The organism is Mesorhizobium sp. M1D.F.Ca.ET.043.01.1.1 (assembly GCF_003952385.1).
Taxonomy (GTDB): domain Bacteria; phylum Pseudomonadota; class Alphaproteobacteria; order Rhizobiales; family Rhizobiaceae; genus Mesorhizobium.
On the sequence record NZ_CP034444.1, the window covers coordinates 2,784,282 to 2,808,255 of the forward strand.

The following is a 23,974-nucleotide window of genomic DNA, read 5'->3' on the forward strand; positions in this document are numbered from 1 at the left end:
GAGGCCGAGCCGGCGCGATGGCATGACGAGGGAAATCTCCCTCAAAGGTCCAGCATGAGCAGCGCAAAACACGTCATCGTCATCGGCGCCGGCATCATCGGCGCTTCGATCGCCTGGTATCTGACGAAGGCCGGCGCGCGGGTGACGGTCGTTTCAACAAGTGGCGCCGGTGGTGTCGCGACGCCGAATTCCTTCGCCTGGATCAATGCCAGCTGGGGCAATCCGGAATCCTATTTCCGGTTGCGCATCCGCGCCATGGCCGAATGGAAACGCCTGGCGAAGGACCTGCCGGGATTGCCGCTTGCCTGGTGCGGCGGCCTGTGCTTCGACCTGCCGGCGGACAGGCTTGAAGCCTATGCGGCCGAACACTCATCCTGGGGCTATGGCATCGAGCGCGTCGATCGGGACCGGGCGGCGCGGATCGAGCCCAATCTGGCGGAGCTTCCGGACTTTGCCCTCTACGTTGCCGAGGAAGGCGTGGTCGAGCCGGTGGCGGCCACCAAGGCGCTGCTGGCGGATGCCGAGCGGCGCGGCGCGCGGATCGTCCCGGGGACTGTCAGCGCGCTGGCGCCGTCGGGCGGCAAAGTCACCGGCGTCGTCGTTTCGGGCGAAACCATCGGCGCGGACGAGGTGGTGATCGCTGCCGGCGCCGGCGCTCCGGCGATCGCCGCAACGGCCGGCGTAAAACTGCCGATCGAGACACCGCCCGGCCTGATCGTGCACTCGCGCCCGCACACGAAGCTGCTCAACGGGCTGGTGCTGGCCGAGACGCTGCATATGCGCCAGACTGCGGAAGGCCGCATCATCGCCGGTTCGGATTTCGGCGGCGGCGATCCAGGCGATGATCCCGAGGCCGCCGCGCGCGAGCTGCTTACAGCGATGCGGGCGATGCTGCGCGGCGCCGATGGGCTGGAGTACGATTTCCACACAGTCGGCTACAGGCCCACCCCGATCGACGGGTTTCCGATCATCGGCCGCGCCGACGGCGTCGGCGGCCTCTACATCGCCGTCACGCATTCCGGCATCACGCTGGCGCCCGCCGTGGGGTTGTTTGCCGCCAACGAAATCCTCGACGGCGAGCGCGATGCGTTGCTCGCGCCTTACACGCTGTCGCGTTTCCCTCAATAACCCGGCGGGCGGCGAAAGCCGCCGGCGAGCGGCGCGATCGCTGCCGCGATGCCGAGCAGCCGCGCCTCTGACCAATGCCGCCCGACCAATAGCAGGCCGATTGGCAAGCCGTTGCTGTCCTGCCCGCAAGGGAATGCCAGCGCCGGATGGCCGGAATAGTTGAAGACCGCGCCACAGGCCGGCAGCATCCAATAGCTCTCGTCCTTGCCGTTGACCTTCAACGGGCTGCCCGGCTTGCAATGCGCAAAGGCCGTGGTCATCGCAACCGGGCAAAGCAAGGCGTCGCAGCTTTCGAAGAAGCTCTCCCAGGCGAGGATCGACCGGTCGCGGCGGGCGAGCGCCGAGAACCAGCCCGACACCGGCGTCGGCTGCTTCGGCGGTTCCGGCTGCGCCGCCTCCAGCATCATGCCGATCAGCTTGCCGCCCTCTGCGAGATCGTCATGCAGATCGAGCTTCGGCAGCCTTGCTTCCTCGACGCGCGCGCCGGCGGCAGCGATCCCGGCAGCCAATCTTTCGACCGTGGCGCTGATCTCGGCGGCCACCGGAAAACCGGGGAAGGCACTGACGAAGGCAATGCGCAGCGATTTCAGCCCGAGCTTCGGCATCGGATCAACCGGCATCGATGCCAGATCGGTGTCGGCTCCGTCTGGCCCGGCAATGATTTGGTGGATCAGCGCCAGGTCCTCCAGATCACGGGCAATCGGCCCGACACAGGATATCAAGCGGACACTGCGCGGATTGCCGCCCGGATCGGGGAAGGCGCCGGCCAGCGAGACGCGATGCTCGGTCGGCTTCAGGCCGTAGACGCCGCAGAAGGCGGCCGGCAGGCGGATCGAGTCCTGCATGTCGGTGCCGATTTCGAACGGCGTCATGCCTGTCGCAACCGCGGCCGCGGCGCCGCCGCTGGAACCGCCCGCGGTGCGCGACGGATCCCAGGGATTGCCGGTGCGGCCGAACAATGGATTGTCGGACTGCCAGTCGCCCAGCATGGTGGCGACATTGGTCTTGCCGACCAGTACAGCGCCGGCCGCTCTCAGCCGGGCGACGACGGGGCTGTCGCTCCTCGGCACATAATCGGCAAAGGGCGGGAAGCCGGCCGTGGTCCTGATGCCTGCCGTCTCGTGCGCATCCTTCAAGGTGAAGGGCACGCCATACAGCGGGCCGGGCGTGTCGCCACGCGCCAGCGCCGCATCGGCCTGCCTGGCGCGCTTGCGCGCGCCCTCCTGATCGAGGATGACGACGGCATTGATCGCTTCGTTGTGTCTATCAATCCGGGCGAGGTGCGCATCGAGCGCCTCGACCGCCGAGATTTTTCGCGTGGCGATCGAAGCGGCGAGTTCGGTGGTCGAGGCGAAGGCGATATCCATCGTGAATGCTCCGGCTTGGCCGCGCCAAGCATGAAATGGCGGATCGGTGCGCGTCTTCAAGCCAAGTTCAGCATTCAAGTCCGGGTGGCGCTTGATCGAAATTGCGCTACCGAGGTCTGTGAGGTCAGCGCTCTGCCGCGCCCTTCTGTCCCGCGACCCAAAGCGCGTCAGATCTTTCAGATCCGCTTCGTGCTTAGATGGCGAGTGCCAGTTTCGCCACAGCCGGTGCAAAGGGACGGATCGCCATGCCACCGCCGGTCATGGTGACGAAGCTCGCCGGCGGAATTGCCTGCCACTCGCCACCGTCGCGGTCGAACGGCTCGGACACCACGCAGCGGCCGCCATTGCGGTAGATGGAGGTGTAGAGCGTCGGTGCATGGTCATCGGTGGCGTAGCGCACGGCATGGAGCGCCTGGCCGTCCGAGAAGGCGGCGGTCAGCTTGAGCGAGGGCTCGATACCGGCGCGGCGCGAAGCCTCGATGACGCGGCTGGTGGCGTGCGACACCGCGCCCTGCGGGTCGGCCGACAGGCCCTCGTCGATCATCAGGAGGAACAAGAGCTCGGAATCGGTGGTGCCCTCGCGCTGGTCGAAGACTTCGTCGCAGAGCGAATTCTCAAGCGCGCGGCGGATCTTCTCGAAGCCGCCGATCTGGCCATTGTGCATGAACGACCAGCGGCCGGAGATGAAGGGATGGCAGTTCATCCGGCTGGTGGCGCCGCCCGTCGAGGCGCGTACATGGGCGAGGAACAGGCCGGACTTGATCTGCCGGCAGAGGCTTTTCAGATTGGGATCGGACCAGGCCGGCAGGATGTCGCGATAGAGGCCGGGCTCGGGCCGGTCGCCATACCAGGCAAGGCCAAAACCGTCGCCATTGGTGGGCGACTTCGCCTCCTGGGCGCAGTGGCTCTGGGCGATCAGCGAGTGGCAGGGCGCGGTGATGATGTCTTCGAGGAAGACCGCTTCACCAAGATAGGCCGCCCACCGGCACATCGCATTCCACCATCTATCAGGCGCGATCCATCAGAGCCTTAGGCTCGTTGACCGCATGTGAGCCTCGATTGTGCGTGCGCTCATAAAGCTCGCGAACGATTCGGCTGGCCGTAGTTTCGAACAGAAACGGCAAGAAAGCGTGAACAAGGGCGGCGCCCGCAGCCATCGACAGACGGGAACAGAACCAGGCGGCAAAGGCCATATGGCCGAAATAGGTCTCGCCGACCTTGGCCGGATGAGACGTGAAGAGCGCCGAAAACCGTGTCGTCATGGTGATCCCTCCTGCCGGGATGAGCCCCGATGTTGAGTATCCTGCCACGCGTCGATGGTTCATCGATCCCAATTTGTCCTTGCAGTCGGCTATCTTTTGGGACATTCATCCCAAGAATGACGTTCGACATCGACGAAATTGATCGAAGATTGCTGGCCGAGCTCCAGCGTGACGGCACGCTCTCCGTCGACCAGTTGTCAGAGCGCGTGGCGCTGTCGCGCAACGCCTGCTGGCGGCGCGTCAAGCGGCTGGAGGGGGACGGCGTCATCACCGGGCGCGTGGCGCTGGTCGATGCCGACAAGCTCGGGCTCGGCCTCTCGGTGTTCATCCTGATCCGCACGTCGAACCACGACCCGGACTGGCTGCAGAAATTCCGCGCGGCGGTGACCGGCTTTGCCGAGATTACCGGCGTCTACCGCATGTCGGGCGACCTCGACTATGTGCTGAGGGCCCGCGTCGCCGACGTCAAAGCCTATGACCGGCTCTACCAGCGGCTGATCGCCAAGGTGCCGCTGTCGGACGTCTCGGCTTCCTTCGTGATGGAGGAGATCAAGGAGACGACCGTGGTTCCGGTGGAGCTGCGCTGACGCGGAACCGCCTTGAAAGAAAGGCGTTGATAGCTCTGCTGCCGGGTTGACTGAATCGGCACTCGCGCCGATAGGAATGGGCTCATGCGCACAGCTGTCTATCCTTCCTCCGTCATCGGCCCCACCGTCGGTTTCGTCAGGCTTCCGCACGGCGAGGGCTTGCCATTGCCTGCCTATGAAAGCGCGGGCGCCGCCGGCATGGACCTGCGCGCCGCGGTGCCGGAAGACCGGCCGCTGCTCATCCTGCCGGGAAAGCGCTTGCTGGTGCCGACAGGGCTGGTCCTTGAAATTCCGGAAGGCATGGAAGGCCAGGTCCGGCCGCGTTCCGGCCTCGCCTTCAGGCATGGGCTGACCGTCCTCAACACGCCCGGCACCATCGACAGCGATTATCGCGGCGAGGTGAAGGTGCTGCTCGTCAATCTCGGCGACGAGGATTTCGCGGTGACGCGCGGCATGCGCATCGCGCAAATCGTCTTTGCCCCGGTGACGCAGGTAGCCAGCGAGGAACGGGCGCTCGCCGGCGGCACGGCGCGCGGCTCCGGCGGGTTCGGGTCGACCGGCACGGCCTGATGTCAGCACCGAAGTTGGTCATCTTCGACTGCGACGGGGTTCTGGTCGATACCGAGAACCTTGCCAACCGGCGTCTGGCCGATTGGCTGACAGCTGCCGGTTTCCGAACCACATTCGAATATTGCCGCAAGAACTTCTCCGGCCGCAGCATGGCCTCGGTGCAGAAGGAGATCGAAGCAGCGACCGACGTCCGGCTCGGGTCCGACTTCGTCGATCGCTGGAACGCCGGGCTGCCGGACCTGTTCGCGCATGGCGTCGAGGCAATCCCTTACGTGCGCGATTTCATCGAGAAGGTGCGAGCCGCCGGCATCGCCTACTGCGTCGCCTCCTCGGCGCGGATCTCGAAGATGCACATCACGCTCGGGCAGACCGGGCTGTTGCCGCTGTTCGAGCACGCCATGTTCTCGTCCACCATGGTTGGGCGCGGCAAGCCGTTCCCCGACCTCTTCCTCCACGCGGCCGCGACGATGAGCTTCGCGCCGACCGACTGCATCGTGATCGAGGACAGCGTCGCCGGCACCGAGGCAGGCATAGCTGCCGGCATGCGCGTGTTCTCCTACCACGCCGATCCTTTTTCTGATCGCGATGGCCTGGCCGCGGCCGGCGGCATCCTGTTCGACGACATGCGCGAGCTCGCCGGGCTGGTGCCGATCCACTGATCTCATTTTCGGCCCTGCCGTGCGCCTCCAAGGTCCGTGCCAAAGCGCGCTGCGATCTTTCAGATTCGCTCCATGCGCTTTAGCTTTTTGATTTTAAGCATGTCTTTGTCCCGAAACCGGTTCCCAGTTTCGGGAGACATGCTTTAGCGTGCGTCCCCGAGAGGGGGCTCGCCATGATTTCCAGCCTGTTTCGAATTGGCCTTGCCTGGCTGCTGCCGTGGCTGTGCGCGACGGCACTCGCGGACGCCACCAGCTTTCCCGAGCTGAACAATACCGTTCCCGGCCATCAGGACGTTACCTATCTTGACCTCGCCAGGATGGTCATTCCCGATCTGAGCCCCGGCAAGAACGGCTTCTACGACGGCACCGTGCCGATCGAGATGCGCCATATCTCCGCTGGCGACGATGGCGGCTCGCCGCCTGCGACCACCAGCCTGTCCAATGCCGAAGTGCTCGCCATCAGGGCCGCCGGCAAGGACCGGTTGGCGATGCTCTACGATCTCGGCTTCGGCTCCGACAGCGCCGAGAGTTATGCCGTTCTGGCTCTCTACGACCTGACTGGCAAGCCGAGGCTGCTCGACGCGATGAATGTCGCCGTCGACAGGAGCACTTCCTTTCGCGAACCCGGCAAGGTTTCGATCGCCGCCGGCGACGATGCCATCGTCACCATGAGCACGCATTTCAACTCGAACCAGGGTTATGCCGGCACGATGCTGATCATGGTCCGCAACGACCGCTTTCAGCTGATCGACGAGATCTATACGTTCGACGAAAACTACTGCGCCTACCGGCGCACGCAAAACCTGGCCTTCCGGAGCCTTGGCGGCCAAAAGCCTTATGCGCCCATCAAGGTCACGGTGACGGACGCGACGGTGCCGAGCGAGGAAAGCTGCGGCGAGGCGCCGCCAAAGGCCACCTCTCATGACATTTCCGTCACCTACCATTGGGACAAGGCCAAGTCGCGCTACGTCAAGAATTCCGACGCCTTCGAGAAATTGTCAGCAGAAAACGAGAAACGCTTCTGAACCAAACGCATTCATTTGCCCGGCCCCGGCCCGCGCGGTAGATTCCGCCCACAACCCCGATCATGATTGAGGACCCGCCATGGACAAGGGCAAGATTTTTCGCGATCTGCACACTTCCACCTTCGTCATGCCCAATCCCTGGGATATCGGCACGACCAAGCTTCTTTCATCCTTCGGCTTCAAGGCGTTGGCCACGACCAGCGCCGGCTTCGCCTTCTCGCGCGGCCTGCCTGACGGCGCCGTGACCTTCGAGGCAATGATCCACCATTGCCGCGAGGTGACGGCGGCGACCGACCTGCCGGTTTCGGCCGATCTCGAGCGCGGCAAGGGCGACAGCCCCGAGCAGGCGGCCGAAACCATCTTCGCGGCCGAGGCCGCCGGCCTTGCCGGCTGCTCGATAGAGGACCATACCGGCGACGCCGATAATCCGATCTACGAGTTCTCGCATGCGGTCGAGCGCGTCGCCGCGGCCGTCGAGGCGGCTCGCGCGCTCAAGCGCGATTTCGTCTTCACCGCGCGGGCCGAGAATTTCCTCTGGGGCAAGACCGATCTCGACGACACGATCAAGCGGCTGCAGGCCTTCGAGAAGGCCGGCGCGGACGTGCTCTATGCACCGGGCCTGAGCGATGTGGGAACCGTGCGGACGGTCTGCTCGGCGGTGAGCAAGCCCGTCAACATCATGGCGCGGCCGGGCTTCACCGTCGCCGACCTTGCCAATGCCGGCGTCAAACGCATCTCGCTCGGGCCGTGGCTGACGAATTTCGCCTATGGCATGCTGGAAACCGCGGCGCGCGAGATCCAGCAGGACGGCACCTTCGGCTTCACACGCGCGGCGATGCCGTTCGGCAAGCTGCAGGCGCTCTTCCGCGACACCAGCGAATGATGCTTAAGGCCGCGCCGCTTCGCGCGCGGACACCGCCTTGTGCAGATGCACCATCATGGCGGCGGCGAAAAGCGGCGTCAGAAGGTTGAGCAGCGGCACCGCAAGGAAGGCAGCGATGACCAGCCCGGCCAGGAACACCGTGCCAGCATATTTGCGGCGAAGCGCCTTGGCTCCAGCCTCGGGACGGAATCGCATGGCGGCGAATTCGAAGAACTCGCGCCCAAGCAGGTAGCCGTTGACGATGAAGAAGGCGGCGATGTTGATGCCCGGCACCAGGAGCAGAAGCAGGGCGACGATGTTGCCGAGGATGACGACGCCGAAGAACTTTGTCGCCAGCACCAGAGAATGCAGCGCCGGCACGGCGCGGCCGGGCGGATCGTCAGGATAGTCGGTGCGCTCGACCACCTCGGCGACGTCGTCGAGGAACAAGCCGGCGATGATCGCCGTCACCGGCGCGATAAGCAGCGCCATCCCAACGGCCAAAATGATGCCGGCAATAATGCCGCCCAACCATCCGGCCCAGGAGGGTAGTCCCGGAACAAGCGTCTGCAGCCACGGCCAGGCCAGCCATTCGAGCAGGCTCTCGATGCCGAACCATAGAGCAACCAGCGCCAACACGGTGAGCCCGAGCGTCTTTACGAAGACGGAGCGGAATTCGGGCGAGAACAGCTGGCTGGCGGCGGCGCGGGCTGCGTCAAGAATCACGGCGTCTTCAACCCCTCATCGAGAAAGACGCTTCCGACATAGGCAGGGTCGCCCCCCGGTGCAACTACCGCGCAAGCCTGGCCTGCCTCGCAGGAATCGTCATGGCCGCGACGCCGGCCACGACGAAGGCCATGCCCAGCCAGGCGGTCGGCCCCAGGCTCTCGCCCAGGAAGGCGGCGCCGATGCCGATGCCGATCGGCACGCGCAGATAGGCCTGTGAGGTGGTGCCGACCGAGCCCAGCGTGTGGATGAGCCGGAAGAAGATCGAGAAGGCGAGCGCCGTCGAGAACACCGAAAGCCCGAACAGGGCCAGGATCGACGCCATCGACGGCGTCAATGTCCAGGGCCGGTCGAAGACGAGGCTCAACGGTATCAGGATCGCGGCGCCGCAGATCATCGAGCCGGCGGCCGGAACCATGGGGTCCAGGCCTCTGAAGTTTCGGCCAAAGATGGCGGCGCCGGCGTAGCAGATGGTGGCGGCGACGACCGCGAGCTGCGCCCAGAGCTGATGGCCTATGCCGCCAAGAGCCTCGGTGCCGACGATGAGGCAGATGCCGGCAATGCCGGCGCCGACGCCGGCCAGCTTGCGCATCGTCACCGGCTCGTGGCGGGTGATCAGCGCCGTCAGCAGGAAGGTGAAGATCGGCGACGTCGCGTTGAGGATGGTGGCAAGGCCGGCGTCGATCGAACGTTCGGCGGCGGCGATCAGCGTGAACGGGATGACACTGTTCAGGCAGGCCTGGAACATGAAGCGGCGCCAGGTGGCCACATCCCGCGGCATGGCAAGGCCGCGCCAGCGGATGAGGCCAAGCAGGATGCCGCCGGCGACAAGCGTGCGTGCGGCGATAAAGGTCACCGGCGGGATCGTCTCGACGCCGATCTTGATGAAGGTGTAGGAGGCGCCCCACAACACCGCCAGCAGGCCAAGCAGCGCCAGTTCGCTCGTCATCCCGGTCTTTTCGGACATTCGTTGGTTCGTGCCTTCAGCCTGTTGCGGGAAACGCACCGGTCCTAGCCCACGGCGCGGCAGAAACGTTTCGATGACGGTGAAACCATAACCGTCAGCAGCGCGACTGTTGTGGGCCAGTTGGACACGAACACTGCCGCAGCCGGCGAACATTCCCGGCCACGATCGGCGCGACGCAAGCCGGCGCCGATTTTCGGGGTAGGCAAAGCGGCCGTGAGCCGCTAGACCCGCGCCCGGCCGGCATGGCAGAAAGCCGGTGGCTCGTTGGCGGAGACATTGATGCCGGAATATGACGTGCTTTGCATCGGCAATGCCATTGTCGACATCATCGCCCAGTGCGACGACGCCTTCCTCGAGACCAACGGCATCATCAAGGGAGCGATGAACCTGATCGACACCAGGCGCGCCGAGCTGCTCTACAGCCGCATGGGCCCGGCGATCGAGGCCTCCGGCGGCAGCGCCGGCAACACGGCGGCCGGCATCGCCAGCTTCGGCGGCCGCGCCGCCTTCTTCGGCAAGGTCTCGAGCGACCCGCTCGGCGAAATCTACACCCACGACATCCAGGCCCAGGGCGTCGCCTTCGACACCAAGCCACTCCAGGGCCAGCCGCCGACGGCGCGGTCGATGATCTTCGTCACGCCGGACGGCGAGCGCTCGATGAACACCTATCTCGGCGCCTGCGTCGAGCTCGGTCCCGAGGATGTCGAGGCCGACAAGGCCTCCGGCGCCAAGGTCACCTATTTCGAGGGCTATCTGTGGGATCCGCCGCGCGCCAAGGAAGCGATCCGGCAGACGGCGAAACTGGCGCATGAAGCCGGACGCGAAGTGTCGATGACGCTGTCGGACTCGTTCTGCGTCGACCGCTACCGCGACGAGTTCCTCGACCTGATGCGCTCGGGCACCGTCGACATCGTCTTCGCCAACAGCCACGAGATCAAATCGCTCTACCAGACCTCGTCTTTCGAGGACGCGCTGGCGGCGATCCGCAAGGATTGCAAGATCGCAGCCGTCACCCGCTCGGAGAAGGGCTCGGTGATCGTGCGTGGCGACGAGACCGTCACCATCGAGGCGACGACGATCCGCGAACTGGTCGACACCACCGGCGCCGGCGACCTCTACGCCGCCGGCTTCCTTTATGGCTACACTGCTGGACGCAGCCTGAAGGATTGCGGCAACCTCGGCTCGCTGGCGGCCGGGCTGGTGATCCAGCAGATCGGGCCGCGGCCGCGGCAGAATTTGCGCAGCGCGGCCCAACTGGCGGGGTTGCTTTAGTTCCGCTGGGTCACCGCGACCGGACGCCAAATGAGGCCGTCTGTCGCGCCGCTGTCATAGATCGCTCCTACAGGCATAGTGGGCGTTTCGTGACTGACATTTCGGGATGTCCGCAGCAGTTGGGGTGCCACATGCAGGACAGCAACCTTTACGGTCGCTGCGTCTGTTGCCGTTGCGATTGCCGCTTTCCGTTGTAGCCGTTCAAAGACGAGCCGCAGCTTGGGAGGAGCGCGGCGCGCAAGACAGATGCATGACCAGATTTCAGAATCCGCCTGAGGGAATTTCGCAAGAGGCCTTGGCCGGGCTGGTGGCCGAGGCGGTCCAGCAGGCTTTGATGCAGCATGGCGTGCTGCTGGATGCGGAAGCCCTGGGTTCCGCCAGCGCGATTGCCGGCAGCGTTGCCGCCGCCCTTCCCTTCCTGCCGCAGGTGCAGCGGCTTGCGATCGCTTCCTTCAAAGGCGGCTGGACCGAACTGACGTCGGAATTTTTCCGCGCGGCGGCGGAAAAGATCGTGCGCGCCGGCCAGGCAGGCGCCGGCAGCGTGGACGAACGCCCTGGAGTCGGGCTCGCCAAACCTGCTTCGCAGCCCTTGGCCGAGCGAGCCTCGGAGCTCCAGTCGATGCTCATCGAAGACTGGGCCGGCGAGGTTGCGGGCTCGACCTATCTCGAAGAGAAATTCCGCATCCCCCGCTCGACCCTGCATCGCTGGCAAAGGCGGGGCGAGGTCGTCGCGCTGCGCAAGGGCGGCCGCAAACACGTCTTTCCGCTGGCGCAGTTCGTCGACGGCAGGCCGGCTCCGGGCATAGGCGACGTGCTGGCGGCGATCACCAGTCCGAGGCTGGCCTGGTTCTGGCTCATTCGGCCCTGCCCCGAGTTGGATGATCGTATCCCCATCGAGATGCTGCGCAACGATATGGTCGAGGACGTGGTTCGCGTCGCGCGCAGCTTGTCCTGATTTCCCGACGCGAGCCCGCGTTTAGCTTACCGTCCACGGCGCCATTAGCCGGATAAGAATTCGTCATAAGATCGTAATAATTGGCACATATGGCACATTTGTAAGTCAACACTTTTGTCTCTAACGTATATATTGTGCAATATGTGCCGTTCTTTCAAATATGTGACGTGATATTTACGCAACAAGACTTCTTTAAGAGTCCAAAAGACGCTTTTCAGACACAATCTCTGTTGTGAACCACGGACGGTTGGGCCATGTCGATGGCGAAGAAGCGGCGCTGGTGCGCGGCTTTTTCAACGATGGGGACGGGGTGGCAAAAAAGCCGGATGGCATGCCGAGCCTGTCTTGAACCTTTGACTGGAGATTCAAGAAAATGAACATCAAGAGCCTTCTTCTCGGCTCAGCTGCGGCCCTGATCGCAGTTTCGGGCGCCCGCGCCGCCGACGCGGTCACCGTCGCCGAGCCGGAACCGGCCGAATACGTCAAGATCTGCGACGTCTATGGCGCGGGTTACTTCTACATCCCCGGCACCGAGACCTGCCTGCGCGTCGGCGGCTACGTCCGCTATGACGCCGGCTTCGGCGACGTCGGCTCCTTCGACGGCCGCAAGACCACCGACGTCCAGGACGGCGACTCGCAGAACAGCTGGAACAAGAACGCCCGCTTCGCGCTGAAGACCTGGACCGGCCAGGAAACCGAACTCGGCACATTGAAGACCTATACCGAGACGCGTTTCAACTTCAAGAATGGCGGCCCGACGAGCACGCCAACGCTGAACTTCGCCTGGATCCAGCTCGGCGGCCTGCGCGTCGGTAAGGACGAATCGGTCTACGACTCGTTCATCGGCTACGCCGGCAGTGTCATCCAGGACACGACCATCCCGTATGGCATCAAGGACACCAATCTCGTCAGCTACTACTTCGACGCCGGCAACGGTTTCTCGGGCGTGATCTCGCTCGAAGAAGGCGCGAACGACAAGGGCATATTCGGCACGATCGACAGCTATGTCCCGCATGTCGTCGGCGGCGTGAAGTACAAGGGCGACTGGGGCGCGATCACCGGCGTCGTTGCCTATGACAGCGCCTACGAGGAAGTGGCCGGCAAGGTTCGTTTGGACGTCAACGTCACCAAGGAACTGTCGCTGTTCATCATGGGCGGCTACGGCACCGACGATAACCTCAACGACGCGACCAATGCCATCAATGCTCACGGTCGCGGCTTCTACAAGCCGTGGGGCGGCAACTGGGCTGTCTGGGGCGGCGGCACCTACAAGTTCAATGCGAAGACGGCGTTCAACCTTCAGGCGTCGGCCGACGACGACAAGAACTATGCGCTGGCCGCGAACATCGCCTACACGATCGTTCCGGGCTTCACGATCACGACCGAAGTCGACTGGGATCACTACGGTCACTTCGGCGATGGCACCTCGGCCGTCAATTGGACCAAGGCCGACAAGAAGAACAGCGTCGGCGGCATCGTCCGCTTCCAGCGCTCGTTCTGATCGAACTCCACACCCAACGGAAAGGCCCGCGGCATCGCCGCGGGCCTTTTTGTTGGTTGCTGACCCACAGTGTTTGCAGCGAGCCTTTCGGCTCGTCAGTTGCTCGCCGTATAGGCCGCGATCGCCGCCATGTTGACGATGTCGGAATCCTTGGCGTTGAGCGAGACGATCTGGACCGGCTTGTTCAAGCCGACCAGCAGCGGGCCGATGACGGTCGAGCCGCCGAGTTCCTGCAGCATCTTGGTAGAGATCGATGCCGAGTGGAAGGCCGGCATGATCAGCACATTGGCGGGACCGGTGAGCCTGATGAACGGATACTGCGCCATGGCGCGCGGGTTCAGCGCCACGTCGGCGGCCATCTCGCCGTCATATTCGAAATCGACGCGGCGCTTGTCGAGGATGCGCACGGCCTCCTGAACGCGCTCGGAACGCTCGCCCTGCGGGTGGCCGAAGGTGGAATAGGCGAGCATGGCGATCCTCGGCTCGTAGCCCATGCGGCGGGCAAAGCCGGCCGCTTCCTCGGCGATGTCGGCGATCTGCTCGGCATTCGGCATGTCGTGCACGGCGGTGTCGGCAACGAGCACCGTGCGGCCCCTTGCCAGCACGATCGACACGCCGACAACGCGGTGACCCGGCTTGGCGTCGATGACGCGGCGGATGTCGTCGAGCGCGGTGGAATAGTTGCGCGTCACGCCGGTGACGATGCCGTCGGCGTCGCCCAGCGCCACCATGCAGGCGGCGAAATGGTTGCGGTCGTTGTTGATCAGGCGCTGGCAGTCGCGGAACAGGTAGCCTTTCCGCTGCATGCGTTCGTAGAGATAGTCGGTGTAGATCGAGTTACGGCGCGACAGCCTGGCGTTGATGATCTCGAGCCCCTGCTTGTTGAGCTCGATGCCGGCGTTGCGGGCATTCTCCTTGATGACGTCGTCGCGGCCGAGCAGGATCGCCGTGCCGAGCTTCTGGTTCACATAGGAGACGGCGGCGCGCATCACCTGCTCCTCCTCGCCCTCGGCGAAGACGATGCGCTTCGGCTGGCGGCGGACGCGGTCATAGATGCGCTGCAGCGTGGAGGCGATCGGGTCGCGGCGGGCCGACAGCTCATGCGCGTAGCGGTCGAGGTCGAGGATCGGCTTGCGGGCGACGCCGGACTCCATCGCCGCCTTCGCGACCGCCAGCGGGATCGCCGAGATCAGGCGCGGATCGAACGGCACCGGAATGATGTAGTTGGGGCCGAATTTCGGCCGGTTGCCCTGATAGGCGGCGGCGACGTCGTCCGGCACGTCCTGGCGCGCCAGTTCGGCCAATGCGTGTGCCGCGGCGATCTTCATCTCGTCATTGATGGTGGTGGCCCGGACATCCAGCGCGCCGCGGAAGATATAGGGGAAGCCGAGAACATTGTTGACCTGGTTCGGGTAATCCGAGCGGCCGGTCGCCATGATGGCATCGGTGCGGATCTCGCCCACTTCCTCGGGCGTGATTTCCGGATCGGGATTGGCCATGGCGAAGATGATGGGGTTCTTTGCCATCGACTGCACCATGGCGGGGGTCAGCGCGCCCTTGGCTGACAAGCCGAGGAAGACGTCGGCGCCGTCAAGCGCCTCGGCGAGGCTGCGCGCCTCGGTCTTGACCGCATGCGCCGATTTCCACTGGTTCATGCCTTCGGTGCGACCCTGGAAGACCACGCCCTTGGTGTCGCACAGGATGATGTTTTCGGGCGAAAAGCCCATCGCCTTCATCAGTTCGATGCAGGCGATGCCGGCAGCGCCCGCGCCGTTGCAGACCATCTTCGTGGTCTTCATGTCGCGGCCGGTGATCTCCAGCGCGTTGATAAGCCCGGCGGCCGAGATGATGGCGGTGCCGTGCTGGTCGTCATGGAAGACGGGAATGTCCATCAGCTCGCGCAGGCGCTGCTCGATGATGAAGCATTCCGGCGCCTTGATGTCCTCGAGGTTGATGCCGCCGAAGGAAGGTCCGAGGAAGCGCACGCAGTTGATGAACTCGTCGGCGTCCTCGGTCGCTACCTCAAGATCGACCGAATCGACATCGGCGAAGCGCTTGAACAGCACCGCCTTGCCCTCCATCACCGGCTTCGAGGCCAGCGCGCCGAGATTGCCGAGCCCCAAGATGGCGGTGCCGTTGGAGATGACGGCGACCATGTTGCCGCGCGTGGTGTAGTCGAAGGCGCGGCTCGGGTCCTCGGCGATGGCGCGCACCGGAACGGCGACGCCCGGCGAATAGGCGAGGCTGAGGTCGCGCTGGGTGGCCATCGGCTTGGTGGCGACGATCTCCAGCTTGCCCGGCCGCCCCATGGCGTGGAATTCGAGCGCTTCCTGCGCGCTGACGGAGGGCCCGCTGCTTTCGGTTTTCCTGGCCATGATGCTTTTGATTTCCTCGCCTTGCGGCACCGCTTGGGACGGGTGCTTGCTTATGGTTCTCACGGATTAAGGCTACACGCGGCCGCTGTAAACCGACAAGCCGGGCCAAGCTGCCTCGATGCGCGCAGGTCCAGGCAGTGCCGAGGCTCGGTTGGCAGGCGACTGGCAGCATGGCTCGCGGTTTCCCCTGCTTTTCGAGCGCCCGGCATTAAACCCTCCTGTCACATCTGCTAGCGTTCCGGCATGAACATGCACATGCCGACCGATCCCGACGCCCAGGAAACGACGACGCCGGCGCCAGCCACGGGCGGCGTCACGCCGATGATGGAGCAGTATATCGAGATCAAGGCGGCGAACCCGGATTCGCTGCTCTTCTACCGCATGGGCGATTTCTACGAGCTGTTCTTCGACGACGCCGAAAAGGCCAGCCAGGCGCTCGGCATCGTGCTCACCCGGCGCGGCAAGCACCAGGGCCACGACATTCCGATGTGCGGCGTGCCGGTGCATGCGGCGGACGACTATCTGCAGAAGCTGATCGCGCAAGGTTTTCGCGTTGCCGTGTGCGAGCAGATCGAGGACCCGGCCGAGGCCAAGAAACGCGGCTCGAAATCGGTGGTGCGCCGCGATGTGGTGCGGCTGGTCACGCCCGGCACCATCACCGAGGACAAGCTGCTCGCGCCGTCGGAATCGAGCTTCCTGATGGCGCTGGGCAGGGTGAAGGGCGGCAATGCGGCCAGCCAGGGCAGTTTCGCCCTCGCCTGGATCGACATTTCGACCGGCGCGTTCCGGGTCGCCGAGACGTCGGCGGAGCGGCTGCTCGCCGACATCTTCCGCGTCGATCCGCGCGAGTTGATCGTCGCCGAGCCGGTCTTCCACGACCCGGAATTTCGGCCGGTGTTCGACGTGCTTGGCCGGGTCGCCAGCCCGCAGCCGCCTTCGCTGTTCGATTCGGCATCGGCGACGGGCCGCATCGCCCGTTTCTTCGAGGTGGCGACGCCGGACAGTTTCGGCACTTTCTCGCGCGCCGAGCTGTCGGCGATCTCGGGCGCGATCGCCTATGTCGAGAAGACGCAGAGGGCGGAGCGCCCGCCGCTGTCGCGGCCCGAGCGCGAGGAAAGCGGCTCGACGCTGTTCATCGACCCGGCGACGCGCGCCAACCTGGAACTGTTGCGCACACTTTCCGGCAACCGCGAGGGCTCGCTGTTCAAGGCGATCGACCGCACGGTGACCGGAGGCGGGGCGAGACTGCTCGCCGACCGGCTGATGGCGCCGCTGACCGATCCGGCGGCGATCTCCGCAAGGCTGGATTCGGTGTCGTTCTTTCGTGCCGAGACGCGGCTTTGCCAAGGATTGCGGGCAAGTCTGAAGAGCGTCGCCGACATGCCGAGGGCGCTGTCCAGGCTGGCGCTCAACCGCGGCGGCCCGCGCGACCTCGGCGCGCTGCGCGCCGGCTTCGAGGCAGCCGGCGCCATCGCGGCTCTGTTCGCGACGACGGTGCTGCCGGCCGAACTGGCCGCCGCGCTAACGGCGATCAATGCTTTGCCCGAGGCGCTCGCGCGCCACCTCAGCGAGGCGCTCGACGACGAGTTGCCGGTCATCAAGCGCGACGGCGGCTTCGTGCGGTCGAGCTATCATGCCGAGCTCGACGAGATGCGGGCGTTGCGGGACGAGTCGCGAAAAGTGATCGCCGGGCTGGAGCGCTCGCTGATCGAGGAGACCGGCATCCGCTCGCTGAAGATCCGGCACAACAACGTGCTAGGCTACTATATCGAGGTGACGGCGAACCACCACGCCGTCATGACTGGGAGCGATGCGGCCAAGGCGCGCTTCATCCACCGCCAGACCATGGCCAACGCCATGCGCTTCACCACGACGGAACTGGCGGAGCTGGAATCGAAGATCGCCAACGCCGCCGACAAGGCGCTGAGCATCGAGCTCGCAGCCTTCGACCGGCTGACGGCGGAGGTGGTCGGCGAGGCCGAGAGCATCCGCGCCGGCGCCGAGGCGCTCGCCGTGCTCGACGTGTCGTCGGCGCTGGCGCTGCTTTCCGAAAGCGAGGGCTGGTGCCGGCCGCTGGTCGATTCCAGCCTGGCCTTCGAGATTTCCGGCGGGCGCCATCCTGTGGTCGAACAGGCGCTGAGGCGCTCTGGCGAGGGCCCGTTCGTCGCCAACGACTGCAACCTTTCGCCCGAAGGCGGCGCCAAGGCCGGCGCGATCTGGCTGCTCACCGGCCCCAATATGGGCGGTAAGTCGACCTTCCTGCGGCAAAACGCCTTGATCGCCATCCTGGCCCAGACCGGCTCCTTTGTGCCGGCCGAAAGCGCCCATATCGGCATCGTCGACCGCCTGTTTTCGCGCGTCGGCGCCTCAGACGACCTGGCGCGCGGCCGCTCGACCTTCATGGTCGAGATGGTCGAGACGGCGGCGATCCTCAACCAAGCCGGCGAGCGGGCGCTGGTCATCCTCGATGAGATCGGCCGCGGCACCGCGACCTTCGACGGATTGTCGATCGCCTGGGCGGCGGTGGAATACCTGCACCAGAAGAACCGCTGCCGCGCGATCTTCGCCACGCATTTCCACGAAATGACGGTGCTGGCCGTCAAATTGCCCCGGCTCCACAACGTCACCATGCGGGTCAAGGAGTGGGAAGGCGACGTCGTCTTCCTGCACGAGGTCGGCAAGGGCGCGGCAGACCGCTCCTACGGCGTGCAGGTGGCGCGACTCGCCGGCCTGCCGGAAGCAGTGGTCGCGCGCGCCAAGGAAGTTCTGCACCAGCTTGAGGAGGGCGAAGTCTCGGGCAAGACCAACCGGCTGGTCGACGACCTGCCGCTGTTTTCGGTGGCGGTGAAGCGCGAAGCGCCGAAGCCAGTGAAAAGCGATGCGCTGGGCGAAGCGCTCGGCGCGATCAATCCGGACGAGATGACGCCGCGCGAGGCGCTGGAGGCGCTCTACCGGCTGAAGGGATTGGCGACACGGTAGTCAAAACAATCGGAACATCGGCGTCACCAGCCTTGCCGACTGGAGCCAGCCGAGCAATTCGACCGCAAGTATCGCTACAAGGAAGTAAGAGCTGTCGATGGCGGTCCGCCTCAGCGCCACCGAGTCGAAGGCGACGGGAGACGAGCCCAAGACGTCGTCGTAGTCGCGCCGCAGACGGGGAAAGAAGGCCGGCACGCTTTGACAATAGCGCCAATAGGCCTCGCCAAAGATGGCGTCCAGCGTGATCGCTTCGCGCGTCGCGACATAGGAAAAGACCAGAAAGGTGAAGGCAAAGAGAAACGCCGATAGGGTCAGCGACCCGAATGTCAGCCCGACGCCAGCCAGTCCAAGGGCAGAGAAGAAATAGAGTGGATTGCGCGTATAGGCATAAGGGCCGGTTGTGACGAGTTCACGGTTTTTGCGTCCGCCAACATATAGCGATGCCCAGCAACGGCCGCCGATGCAGACGAGGATCAGCACGGTACCCACAAATTCCAGCATTTCGCGAAAGGTGCTGCCTTGCGGCCATCCACTCTCCGCAAGCAGGGCCGGCGCCAAGACGACGGGAGCAACCAGCCAAAGGAAACGCATCCTTCTGCCCTGTTGAAAAGCCGTCGCGGAAAACGGCATCCGGGACTTCTTCTGCATTTGCGTCACTGCCTCAGTCGTTGCGCACCGCGGCTCCCTTGTCGGTCCAGGCCGGCGGCAATCCCATCCGATCGCCGAGGAACCCGACCAGGCCGGGCGATTTGCCGAATGCCTTGCAGGCCGGGTATTTAGGCCCGCCGCCGAACATGGCGCGCAGCTCCGCCTTGGTCGGGAGCGACGGCAGCTTGCCGAAGGGCGTCTCGCCGGTGACCAGGAGCTTGCTAAAATCGTGGCCGAACTTCGCCGCCAGGTCGTAAGCGTCGCCCTCCCGGGCGACTCGGCCGGAATCCAGCAGGGCGTTCGCGCCGCGTCCCCAGATCATGGCTGCCGCCTGCTTGCCGTTGTCACCATTCGCTTCGGCTTCAAGCGACAGGCTGCCCAATCCGATCGGCAGGCGCGGGACCGGAATGTGTATGTCGGGCAGCGCGACGGAAACCGCCGTGGACGCGACTTTCGAAACGCCTGCCGCCAGCGCATTCGTCGGCGCAGCATGCGTTACCATCGCGTGGACCGTCAGGTCGGCCGGCTCGGTCAGGCCGACCAGTCGAAAGCGCTGGCTCAGGCCGGAGCAAAGAGTCCTGTCGACGGCATTCACGATCAGGCCGCGCTGCGCCGGTGTCAATGTCGATTTTCCGGCGGCGGGCTGCGAAAAGCCCGTCGGAATTATCCGAACGGTTTTTGCCGCAAGCACGTCGTCCTTGCTCACCCGCATGAGTGAGCGAGCCAACAAACCGTCCGACGGTTTCAACTCGTCATAGGATTGCAGCGAGCCTACCTGGTCCAGCGGCGCGGACGCGCAGCCAACCGCGAGCATGCTCAAGACCAGTGCAAACGGCCATATTACGCGGTGATCCGCGCGGCACGCGAGCGGATCGAACGGTCCTCGACCGAGGTGAGCCTCGCGACGGGAACGCAAGCAAGCTGCCATGGATGCCTCTGTCTGGGTGCGCCCGGCGGGGGCGTGTTGAGGGACGATCAATAATTGCACTGAGTGCAATAAATTGATGGCGCGATTATGACGAGGCGTGATGGCGGGACTTGAATGTGCACCAAATTTCTTGTCGCATTTGAGGAACGGGCGTGGCAGGAGCGCTCCATGAACGACGCGTCAAAACCAGAAGGCCTGCGCGAGCGGAAGCGGCGAGAAACGTCCCGCCGCATCGCTGAGGCCGGCCTGAACGCTTTCCTGGCCAATGGCTACGACGCGACCACGCTTGACCAGATAGCTGCAGCCGCCGGCATCTCGCGCCGGACGTTCTTCCACTATTTCAAGAGCAAGGACGAGGTTCTGCTGGCGTCTCTGGGCACCTACGCGAGCATAGTCAAAGCCATGATCCTTGCCGAGCCACCAACCGGATCGGCGATCGACATCGCCCGAGGCGCATTGCTCAATCTTGTCGGCAGTGTCCAGGGATCAGAAATGATGGTGACCGCCAAGATCATGCGGGAGAGCAAGACGCTGCGCTCGCGCACGCATGCGGGCTACCTGCAGCTCGAGCAAGCCATCTTCGACGGCTTATCCGATTTGCGGCCGAACCAGGCACGCAACAGTCTGCGGCTGGTCTCCCTGGTGGCGGTCGTGGCGTTGCGTCTGGCCGTGGAAACATGGCAGCAGCAACAGGCCAGGCATCCTCTGGCAGGATATGTCCGGGATGCCTTTGAAAGGCTGAAAACCGAGATTCGATAAGTCCAGTCGTCTGAGGCGCAGCCAAGAACAGAAGCTGTTGTGTTGACTCATTGTACCGAACGGTACAATGTCGGTTGATCATCATCAGCCGACAGGAGATCCCGATGAGCCGTCCGCCATTGCCGCCCTTCACGGCCGAAACAGCAGCGCAAAAGGCGCGGCTCGCGGAGGATGCCTGGAACAGCCGCGACCCGGAACGGGTTTCGCTTGCCTATACCGAGGATAGCGTCTGGCGGAACCGGGCCGAATTCATTGTCGGCCGCGGCGAGGTCCTCGGCTTCCTGAGGCGCAAGTGGGCGCGCGAGCTGGATTATCGCCTGATCAAGGAAGTCTGGACCTGGAACGGAAACCGCATCGCGGTGCGCTTTGCCTATGAATGGCATGACGACAGCGGCCACTGGTTCCGTTCCTACGGCAACGAGAACTGGGAGTTCGACGAAGCCGGGCTGATGCGGCGGCGTGTGGCGAGCATCAACGACCTGCCGATCGCCGAGAGCGAGCGCAAATATCACTGGCCGCTCGGCCGCCGGCCGGACGATCATCCCGGCGTGACCGAGCTCGGGCTGTAGAGCGCGCCAATGCGCAGGATCGCGCCCGATCGTGACGGCCTGCTGGCCATGATCGGCGAGGTCTTTCGCGAGCATGGCTATGCGGGCGCCAGCCTGGCCTTGATTGGCGCGGCGACAGGGCTCGGCAAGGGAAGCCTTTATCACTTCTTTCCCGGAGGCAAGGAAGAGATGGCGAGCGCCGTCATCGCCCATATCGACGGCTGGTTCGAGGACAACGTGTTTGCGCCGCTGCGCGACAGCACCGATCCGCAGGTCGGGATCGAGCGGATGCTCGAGGCGACGGACAGCTATTTCCGCTCGGGACGGCGCGTTTGCCTGATCGGCGCTCTCGCGCTGGAGGAATCGCGCGATCTCTTCGCTGGCCAGATACAAGACTATTTCGGCCGTTGGGTCACGCATCTTGCCGAAGCGCTGGCGCGATCCGGGCGCCGGCTTGAAGAGGCCGGCGAGTTGGCCGAGGAAACCGTCGCCGCCATCCAGGGCGCATTGACACTTGCCCGTGCCGCCAAAGACCTCGATGTGTTTTCGAGAGCATTGCGGCGACTACGGATGCGGCTTGGGCCGCCGGCCAAGATCTAGCCTTGGTTGCTACAAAGGTTCGAAGCGGAAGGCTGTTTCGGTTCGGGAAACCCGGCCGACGCCCGGTGAATCGAGATGCGCTCCTGCAACGCACCAGCCGTTGTCGGCGGCAAGGGCCAATATCCGCAACCGGGTCGCCCGCGCCTGTTCCTGGTCGGCGTCGAATTCCCACGCGATCTCGGGCCGATCGAACTGAAGCGACGGCACATGCACGAGATCGCCCCAGGCCAACAAGGTTTCGCCGCCGCTCGTGACACGAAAGCAGGTATGGCCGACTTCATGACCCGGGGTGGCGATCGCCTCGATCCTCGCGCTCAGGCGCTGTCCCGGGTCCAAAGGCTGCGCCCGATCATGGAAGCGGCTCAATCTCGCTTGCGACCGGAACATGTCGAGCTCGGCTCGAGGCACGAACAGGCGGGCGAGCTGCGGGAAGCCGTCCCTACCGTCCGGACGGATGAGACCATGGATATGGTCGAGATGGGTGTGGGTGAAGGCGACCGTGCGTATCCGATCGGCGGCGATCTTCGCCCCACTCAGCGCCTGCGGCAGAAAGCCCATCGTCGGATGCCAGGCGTTTGAGGATCCCGTGTCGATCAGCGTGATCTCTTCGCCTTCGTCGATGGCAAAGGCATTCACCGACAATCTCAGTGCGCCGTCCAAGAGCGGTACCTGCGACGGGAGATCGTCGCCTAATGGCTTGTCTCCCGGCTGGCGAAGTCGCCGGACCGGCATGTCGACATACCCGTCTCGCAGCGACGTGACCCTGATGTCGCCGACCTTGTAGGTCGTGTGATACGGCCCGGTCGAGATTCGTCGCAACGCTTGCTCCCTTTCAACCGCACATTTTGCAGTGAGGTTTCGGCTAGATCATCTCCAGGCCGCGCTTGCGCGTCGGCGGCGGGAAGGCGCGGTCGAGATCGGCAAAATCTTCCGCTGTCAGAGCGATGTCGAGCGCGGCGGCGTTCTGACGAACGTGTTCCTGCCGGCTGGCCTTCGGGATGGCGATGACGCCCTTCTGCGCCATCACCCAGGCAAGCGCGATCTGCGCGGCCGCCGCGTCGTGGCGGGCGGCGATCGCGTCGAGCCTGGCGTTGCGGGCGAGCGCACCCTGCTCGACCGGCGAATAGGCCATCAACGGGATGCCGCGCTCGAAGCTCCACGGCCCGAGATCGAATTCCGGGCCGCGCCGCGAGAGATTATAGAGGACCTGGTTGGTCTGGACGTTGGCGCCGGAGGGCAGGCCGACCAGTTCCTCCATCTCGTCGGTGTCGAAATTGCTGACACCCCAGTGGCGGATCTTGCCTGCCGCCTTCAGGGCCTCGAAGGCTTCGACGGTTTCGGCCAACGGCACGCTGCCCGGCCAGTGCAGCAGATAGAGATCGATGCGGTCGGTTGCGAGCCGCCTCAAACTGTTCTCGCAGGCCCGCTTGACGCCGGCGCGCGAGGCATTGGTCGGCAGCACTTTGGAAACCAGGAAAGTCTCGTCGCGGCGCCCGGCAATCGCTTCCGCCACCACCTCCTCGGCCCCGCCGCCGGCATACATCTCCGCCGTATCGATCAGCGTGATGCCGAGGTCGAGGCCGAGCCTCAATGCCGCGACCTCGTCAGGGCGGCGCCGGCGGTCCTCGCCCATCTTCCATGTGCCTTGACCCAGCACCGGAACGGCTTCGCCGGATGCCAGAGTGGTGGTTCTGATTTCAGAAGACTTGGTTTTGGAAGATATGGGTTTGGAAGACGTCGGCTTGGAAGACATGGGGGGCTAGCTCCGCGTGAAGCGGGATCGCAGCACAGGCATGGCCGAAAATCCAGACCGAAGTCCTCGCTTCCGTCCGGATTCCAGCGCGGAGGGACTACTTCACCGGATGCTTGGCAAGCCAGTCCTGCATCTCCTTGATCTCGGCTTCCTGCGCCTTGACGACGCCTTCCGCGAGCATGCGGATTTCTGGGTCCTTGCCGTTGGCGATCACCACCTTGGCCATGTCGATCGCGCCCTGGTGATGCGGGATCATGCCGCGAACGAAGTCGACATCGGCATTGCCGGTATAGTTGAGCATCATGTCCGTGTGCATCTTGTCCATCGCTGCCTTGTAGCCGACGGTGGCGGGGCTGTCCGCGCCCATCGCCATGCCGGTCATATCGTGCTTCATCTCCTCGGACTGCGCCGGAACGCTTTCGAGGAACACCGCCAGCAGCATTCCCGCCGCCATCAGCAGCAGCACAATCTTCTTGGCCAAGGTCATCCATGATCTCCTGTTG

At 64.6% G+C, this 23,974-nt stretch carries 24 protein-coding genes; 13 read left to right on the forward strand and 11 right to left on the reverse strand.

Features of this window, described 5'->3' with window-relative positions:
• Positions 1–54: 54 nt before the first annotated feature.
• Entirely contained in the window at positions 55–1,128 is a 1,074-nt protein-coding gene (locus tag EJ067_RS13540) for an FAD-binding oxidoreductase (RefSeq protein ID WP_126086158.1), read from the forward strand.
• On the opposite strand, the gene EJ067_RS13545 is transcribed toward EJ067_RS13540, so the two are convergent.
• The 3 genes from EJ067_RS13545 to EJ067_RS13555 all read right to left on the reverse strand — a co-directional run bounded on the left by EJ067_RS13545 (position 1,122) and on the right by EJ067_RS13555 (position 3,757).
• The gene (locus EJ067_RS13545) at positions 1,122–2,495 is read right to left on the reverse strand and encodes an amidase (protein WP_126086159.1); all 1,374 of its coding nucleotides are present in this window, start codon (positions 2,493–2,495) and stop codon (positions 1,122–1,124) included. The two genes, EJ067_RS13540 and EJ067_RS13545, sit on opposite strands and share 7 nt — an antisense overlap.
• A gap of 193 nt (positions 2,496–2,688) precedes the next feature.
• Positions 2,689–3,486 (reverse strand): class II glutamine amidotransferase, encoded by a 798-nt coding sequence (locus EJ067_RS13550; RefSeq protein WP_126086160.1) that lies wholly within the window; start codon positions 3,484–3,486, stop codon positions 2,689–2,691.
• A 16-nt stretch (positions 3,487–3,502) separates the two neighbouring features.
• Positions 3,503–3,757: a DUF6356 family protein gene (locus EJ067_RS13555; RefSeq protein WP_126086161.1), complete on the reverse strand. Its 255-nt coding sequence runs from the start codon at positions 3,755–3,757 to the stop codon at positions 3,503–3,505.
• A gap of 116 nt (positions 3,758–3,873) precedes the next feature.
• Between EJ067_RS13555 and EJ067_RS13560 the strand changes: the two genes are divergently transcribed.
• From EJ067_RS13560 to EJ067_RS13580, 5 genes are all read left to right on the forward strand, one after another.
• Positions 3,874–4,344, forward strand: a complete 471-nt coding sequence (locus EJ067_RS13560; RefSeq protein WP_126086162.1) for an Lrp/AsnC family transcriptional regulator — start codon at positions 3,874–3,876, stop codon at positions 4,342–4,344.
• 84 nt (positions 4,345–4,428) lie between these two features.
• On the forward strand, positions 4,429–4,914 hold the full coding sequence (dut, locus tag EJ067_RS13565) for a dUTP diphosphatase (protein ID WP_126086163.1): 486 nt from the start codon (positions 4,429–4,431) through the stop codon (positions 4,912–4,914).
• Positions 4,914–5,573 carry an HAD family phosphatase gene (locus tag EJ067_RS13570; RefSeq protein ID WP_189510597.1) on the forward strand — a complete coding sequence of 220 codons (660 nt, stop codon included), beginning with the start codon at positions 4,914–4,916 and terminating at the stop codon, positions 5,571–5,573. Before dut ends, EJ067_RS13570 begins: the two co-directional genes overlap by 1 nt.
• 173 nt (positions 5,574–5,746) lie before the next feature.
• Positions 5,747–6,598 carry a hypothetical protein gene (locus EJ067_RS13575; RefSeq protein ID WP_126086165.1) on the forward strand — a complete coding sequence of 284 codons (852 nt, stop codon included), beginning with the start codon at positions 5,747–5,749 and terminating at the stop codon, positions 6,596–6,598.
• 79 nt (positions 6,599–6,677) lie between these two features.
• A complete protein-coding gene (locus EJ067_RS13580; protein WP_126086166.1) occupies positions 6,678–7,481 on the forward strand; it encodes an oxaloacetate decarboxylase in 804 nt (267 codons plus the stop codon).
• A gap of 3 nt (positions 7,482–7,484) precedes the next feature.
• On the opposite strand, the gene EJ067_RS13585 is transcribed toward EJ067_RS13580, so the two are convergent.
• Positions 7,485–8,186 (reverse strand): sulfate transporter family protein, encoded by a 702-nt coding sequence (locus EJ067_RS13585; protein ID WP_126086167.1) that lies wholly within the window; start codon positions 8,184–8,186, stop codon positions 7,485–7,487.
• 64 nt (positions 8,187–8,250) lie between these two features.
• Positions 8,251–9,153: an EamA family transporter gene (locus tag EJ067_RS13590; protein WP_126086168.1), complete on the reverse strand. Its 903-nt coding sequence runs from the start codon at positions 9,151–9,153 to the stop codon at positions 8,251–8,253.
• Between the two features lie 279 nt (positions 9,154–9,432).
• Between EJ067_RS13590 and EJ067_RS13595 the strand changes: the two genes are divergently transcribed.
• The 3 genes from EJ067_RS13595 to EJ067_RS13605 all read left to right on the forward strand — a co-directional run bounded on the left by EJ067_RS13595 (position 9,433) and on the right by EJ067_RS13605 (position 12,881).
• The gene (locus EJ067_RS13595; protein WP_126086169.1) at positions 9,433–10,425 is read left to right on the forward strand and encodes an adenosine kinase; all 993 of its coding nucleotides are present in this window, start codon (positions 9,433–9,435) and stop codon (positions 10,423–10,425) included.
• Positions 10,426–10,675: 250 nt separating this feature from the next.
• The gene (locus tag EJ067_RS13600) at positions 10,676–11,380 is read left to right on the forward strand and encodes a hypothetical protein (RefSeq protein ID WP_126086170.1); all 705 of its coding nucleotides are present in this window, start codon (positions 10,676–10,678) and stop codon (positions 11,378–11,380) included.
• 373 nt (positions 11,381–11,753) lie between these two features.
• The gene (locus EJ067_RS13605) at positions 11,754–12,881 is read left to right on the forward strand and encodes a porin (RefSeq protein WP_126086171.1); all 1,128 of its coding nucleotides are present in this window, start codon (positions 11,754–11,756) and stop codon (positions 12,879–12,881) included.
• 95 nt (positions 12,882–12,976) lie between these two features.
• Here EJ067_RS13605 and EJ067_RS13610 read toward each other — a convergent pair whose 3' ends face one another.
• Entirely contained in the window at positions 12,977–15,256 is a 2,280-nt protein-coding gene (locus tag EJ067_RS13610; protein WP_126086172.1) for an NADP-dependent malic enzyme, read from the reverse strand.
• A 255-nt stretch (positions 15,257–15,511) separates the two neighbouring features.
• Between EJ067_RS13610 and mutS the strand changes: the two genes are divergently transcribed.
• Positions 15,512–18,235 (forward strand): DNA mismatch repair protein MutS, encoded by a 2,724-nt coding sequence (gene mutS, locus EJ067_RS13615; protein WP_245468314.1) that lies wholly within the window; start codon positions 15,512–15,514, stop codon positions 18,233–18,235.
• On the opposite strand, the gene EJ067_RS13620 is transcribed toward mutS, so the two are convergent.
• Both EJ067_RS13620 and EJ067_RS13625 read right to left on the reverse strand, forming a co-directional pair.
• Positions 18,236–18,883 carry an isoprenylcysteine carboxylmethyltransferase family protein gene (locus EJ067_RS13620; protein WP_126086174.1) on the reverse strand — a complete coding sequence of 216 codons (648 nt, stop codon included), beginning with the start codon at positions 18,881–18,883 and terminating at the stop codon, positions 18,236–18,238.
• A 13-nt stretch (positions 18,884–18,896) separates the two neighbouring features.
• Positions 18,897–19,697, reverse strand: coding sequence for a DUF3313 domain-containing protein (locus tag EJ067_RS13625; RefSeq protein ID WP_245468264.1), 801 nt, complete (start codon positions 19,695–19,697; stop codon positions 18,897–18,899).
• Between the two features lie 282 nt (positions 19,698–19,979).
• Between EJ067_RS13625 and EJ067_RS13630 the strand changes: the two genes are divergently transcribed.
• The 3 genes from EJ067_RS13630 (at position 19,980) to EJ067_RS13640 (ending at position 21,718) form a co-directional block, all read left to right on the forward strand.
• Positions 19,980–20,570 (forward strand): helix-turn-helix domain-containing protein, encoded by a 591-nt coding sequence (locus tag EJ067_RS13630; protein WP_126086176.1) that lies wholly within the window; start codon positions 19,980–19,982, stop codon positions 20,568–20,570.
• A 104-nt stretch (positions 20,571–20,674) separates the two neighbouring features.
• The gene (locus tag EJ067_RS13635) at positions 20,675–21,139 is read left to right on the forward strand and encodes a nuclear transport factor 2 family protein (protein ID WP_189510599.1); all 465 of its coding nucleotides are present in this window, start codon (positions 20,675–20,677) and stop codon (positions 21,137–21,139) included.
• A 9-nt stretch (positions 21,140–21,148) separates the two neighbouring features.
• Positions 21,149–21,718, forward strand: a complete 570-nt coding sequence (locus EJ067_RS13640; protein WP_126086177.1) for a TetR/AcrR family transcriptional regulator — start codon at positions 21,149–21,151, stop codon at positions 21,716–21,718.
• Between the two features lie 9 nt (positions 21,719–21,727).
• Here the strand turns inward: EJ067_RS13640 and EJ067_RS13645 are convergent, their stop codons facing one another.
• The 3 genes from EJ067_RS13645 to EJ067_RS13655 all read right to left on the reverse strand — a co-directional run bounded on the left by EJ067_RS13645 (position 21,728) and on the right by EJ067_RS13655 (position 23,958).
• Complete coding sequence (locus EJ067_RS13645) at positions 21,728–22,537, reverse strand: MBL fold metallo-hydrolase (RefSeq protein WP_126086178.1); 810 nt, start codon at positions 22,535–22,537, stop codon at positions 21,728–21,730.
• A 43-nt stretch (positions 22,538–22,580) separates the two neighbouring features.
• Positions 22,581–23,471 (reverse strand): aldo/keto reductase, encoded by an 891-nt coding sequence (locus EJ067_RS13650; protein WP_126086179.1) that lies wholly within the window; start codon positions 23,469–23,471, stop codon positions 22,581–22,583.
• Positions 23,472–23,568: 97 nt separating this feature from the next.
• Positions 23,569–23,958, reverse strand: coding sequence for a DUF305 domain-containing protein (locus EJ067_RS13655; RefSeq protein ID WP_126086180.1), 390 nt, complete (start codon positions 23,956–23,958; stop codon positions 23,569–23,571).
• Between the last annotated feature and the right edge of the window lie 16 nt (positions 23,959–23,974).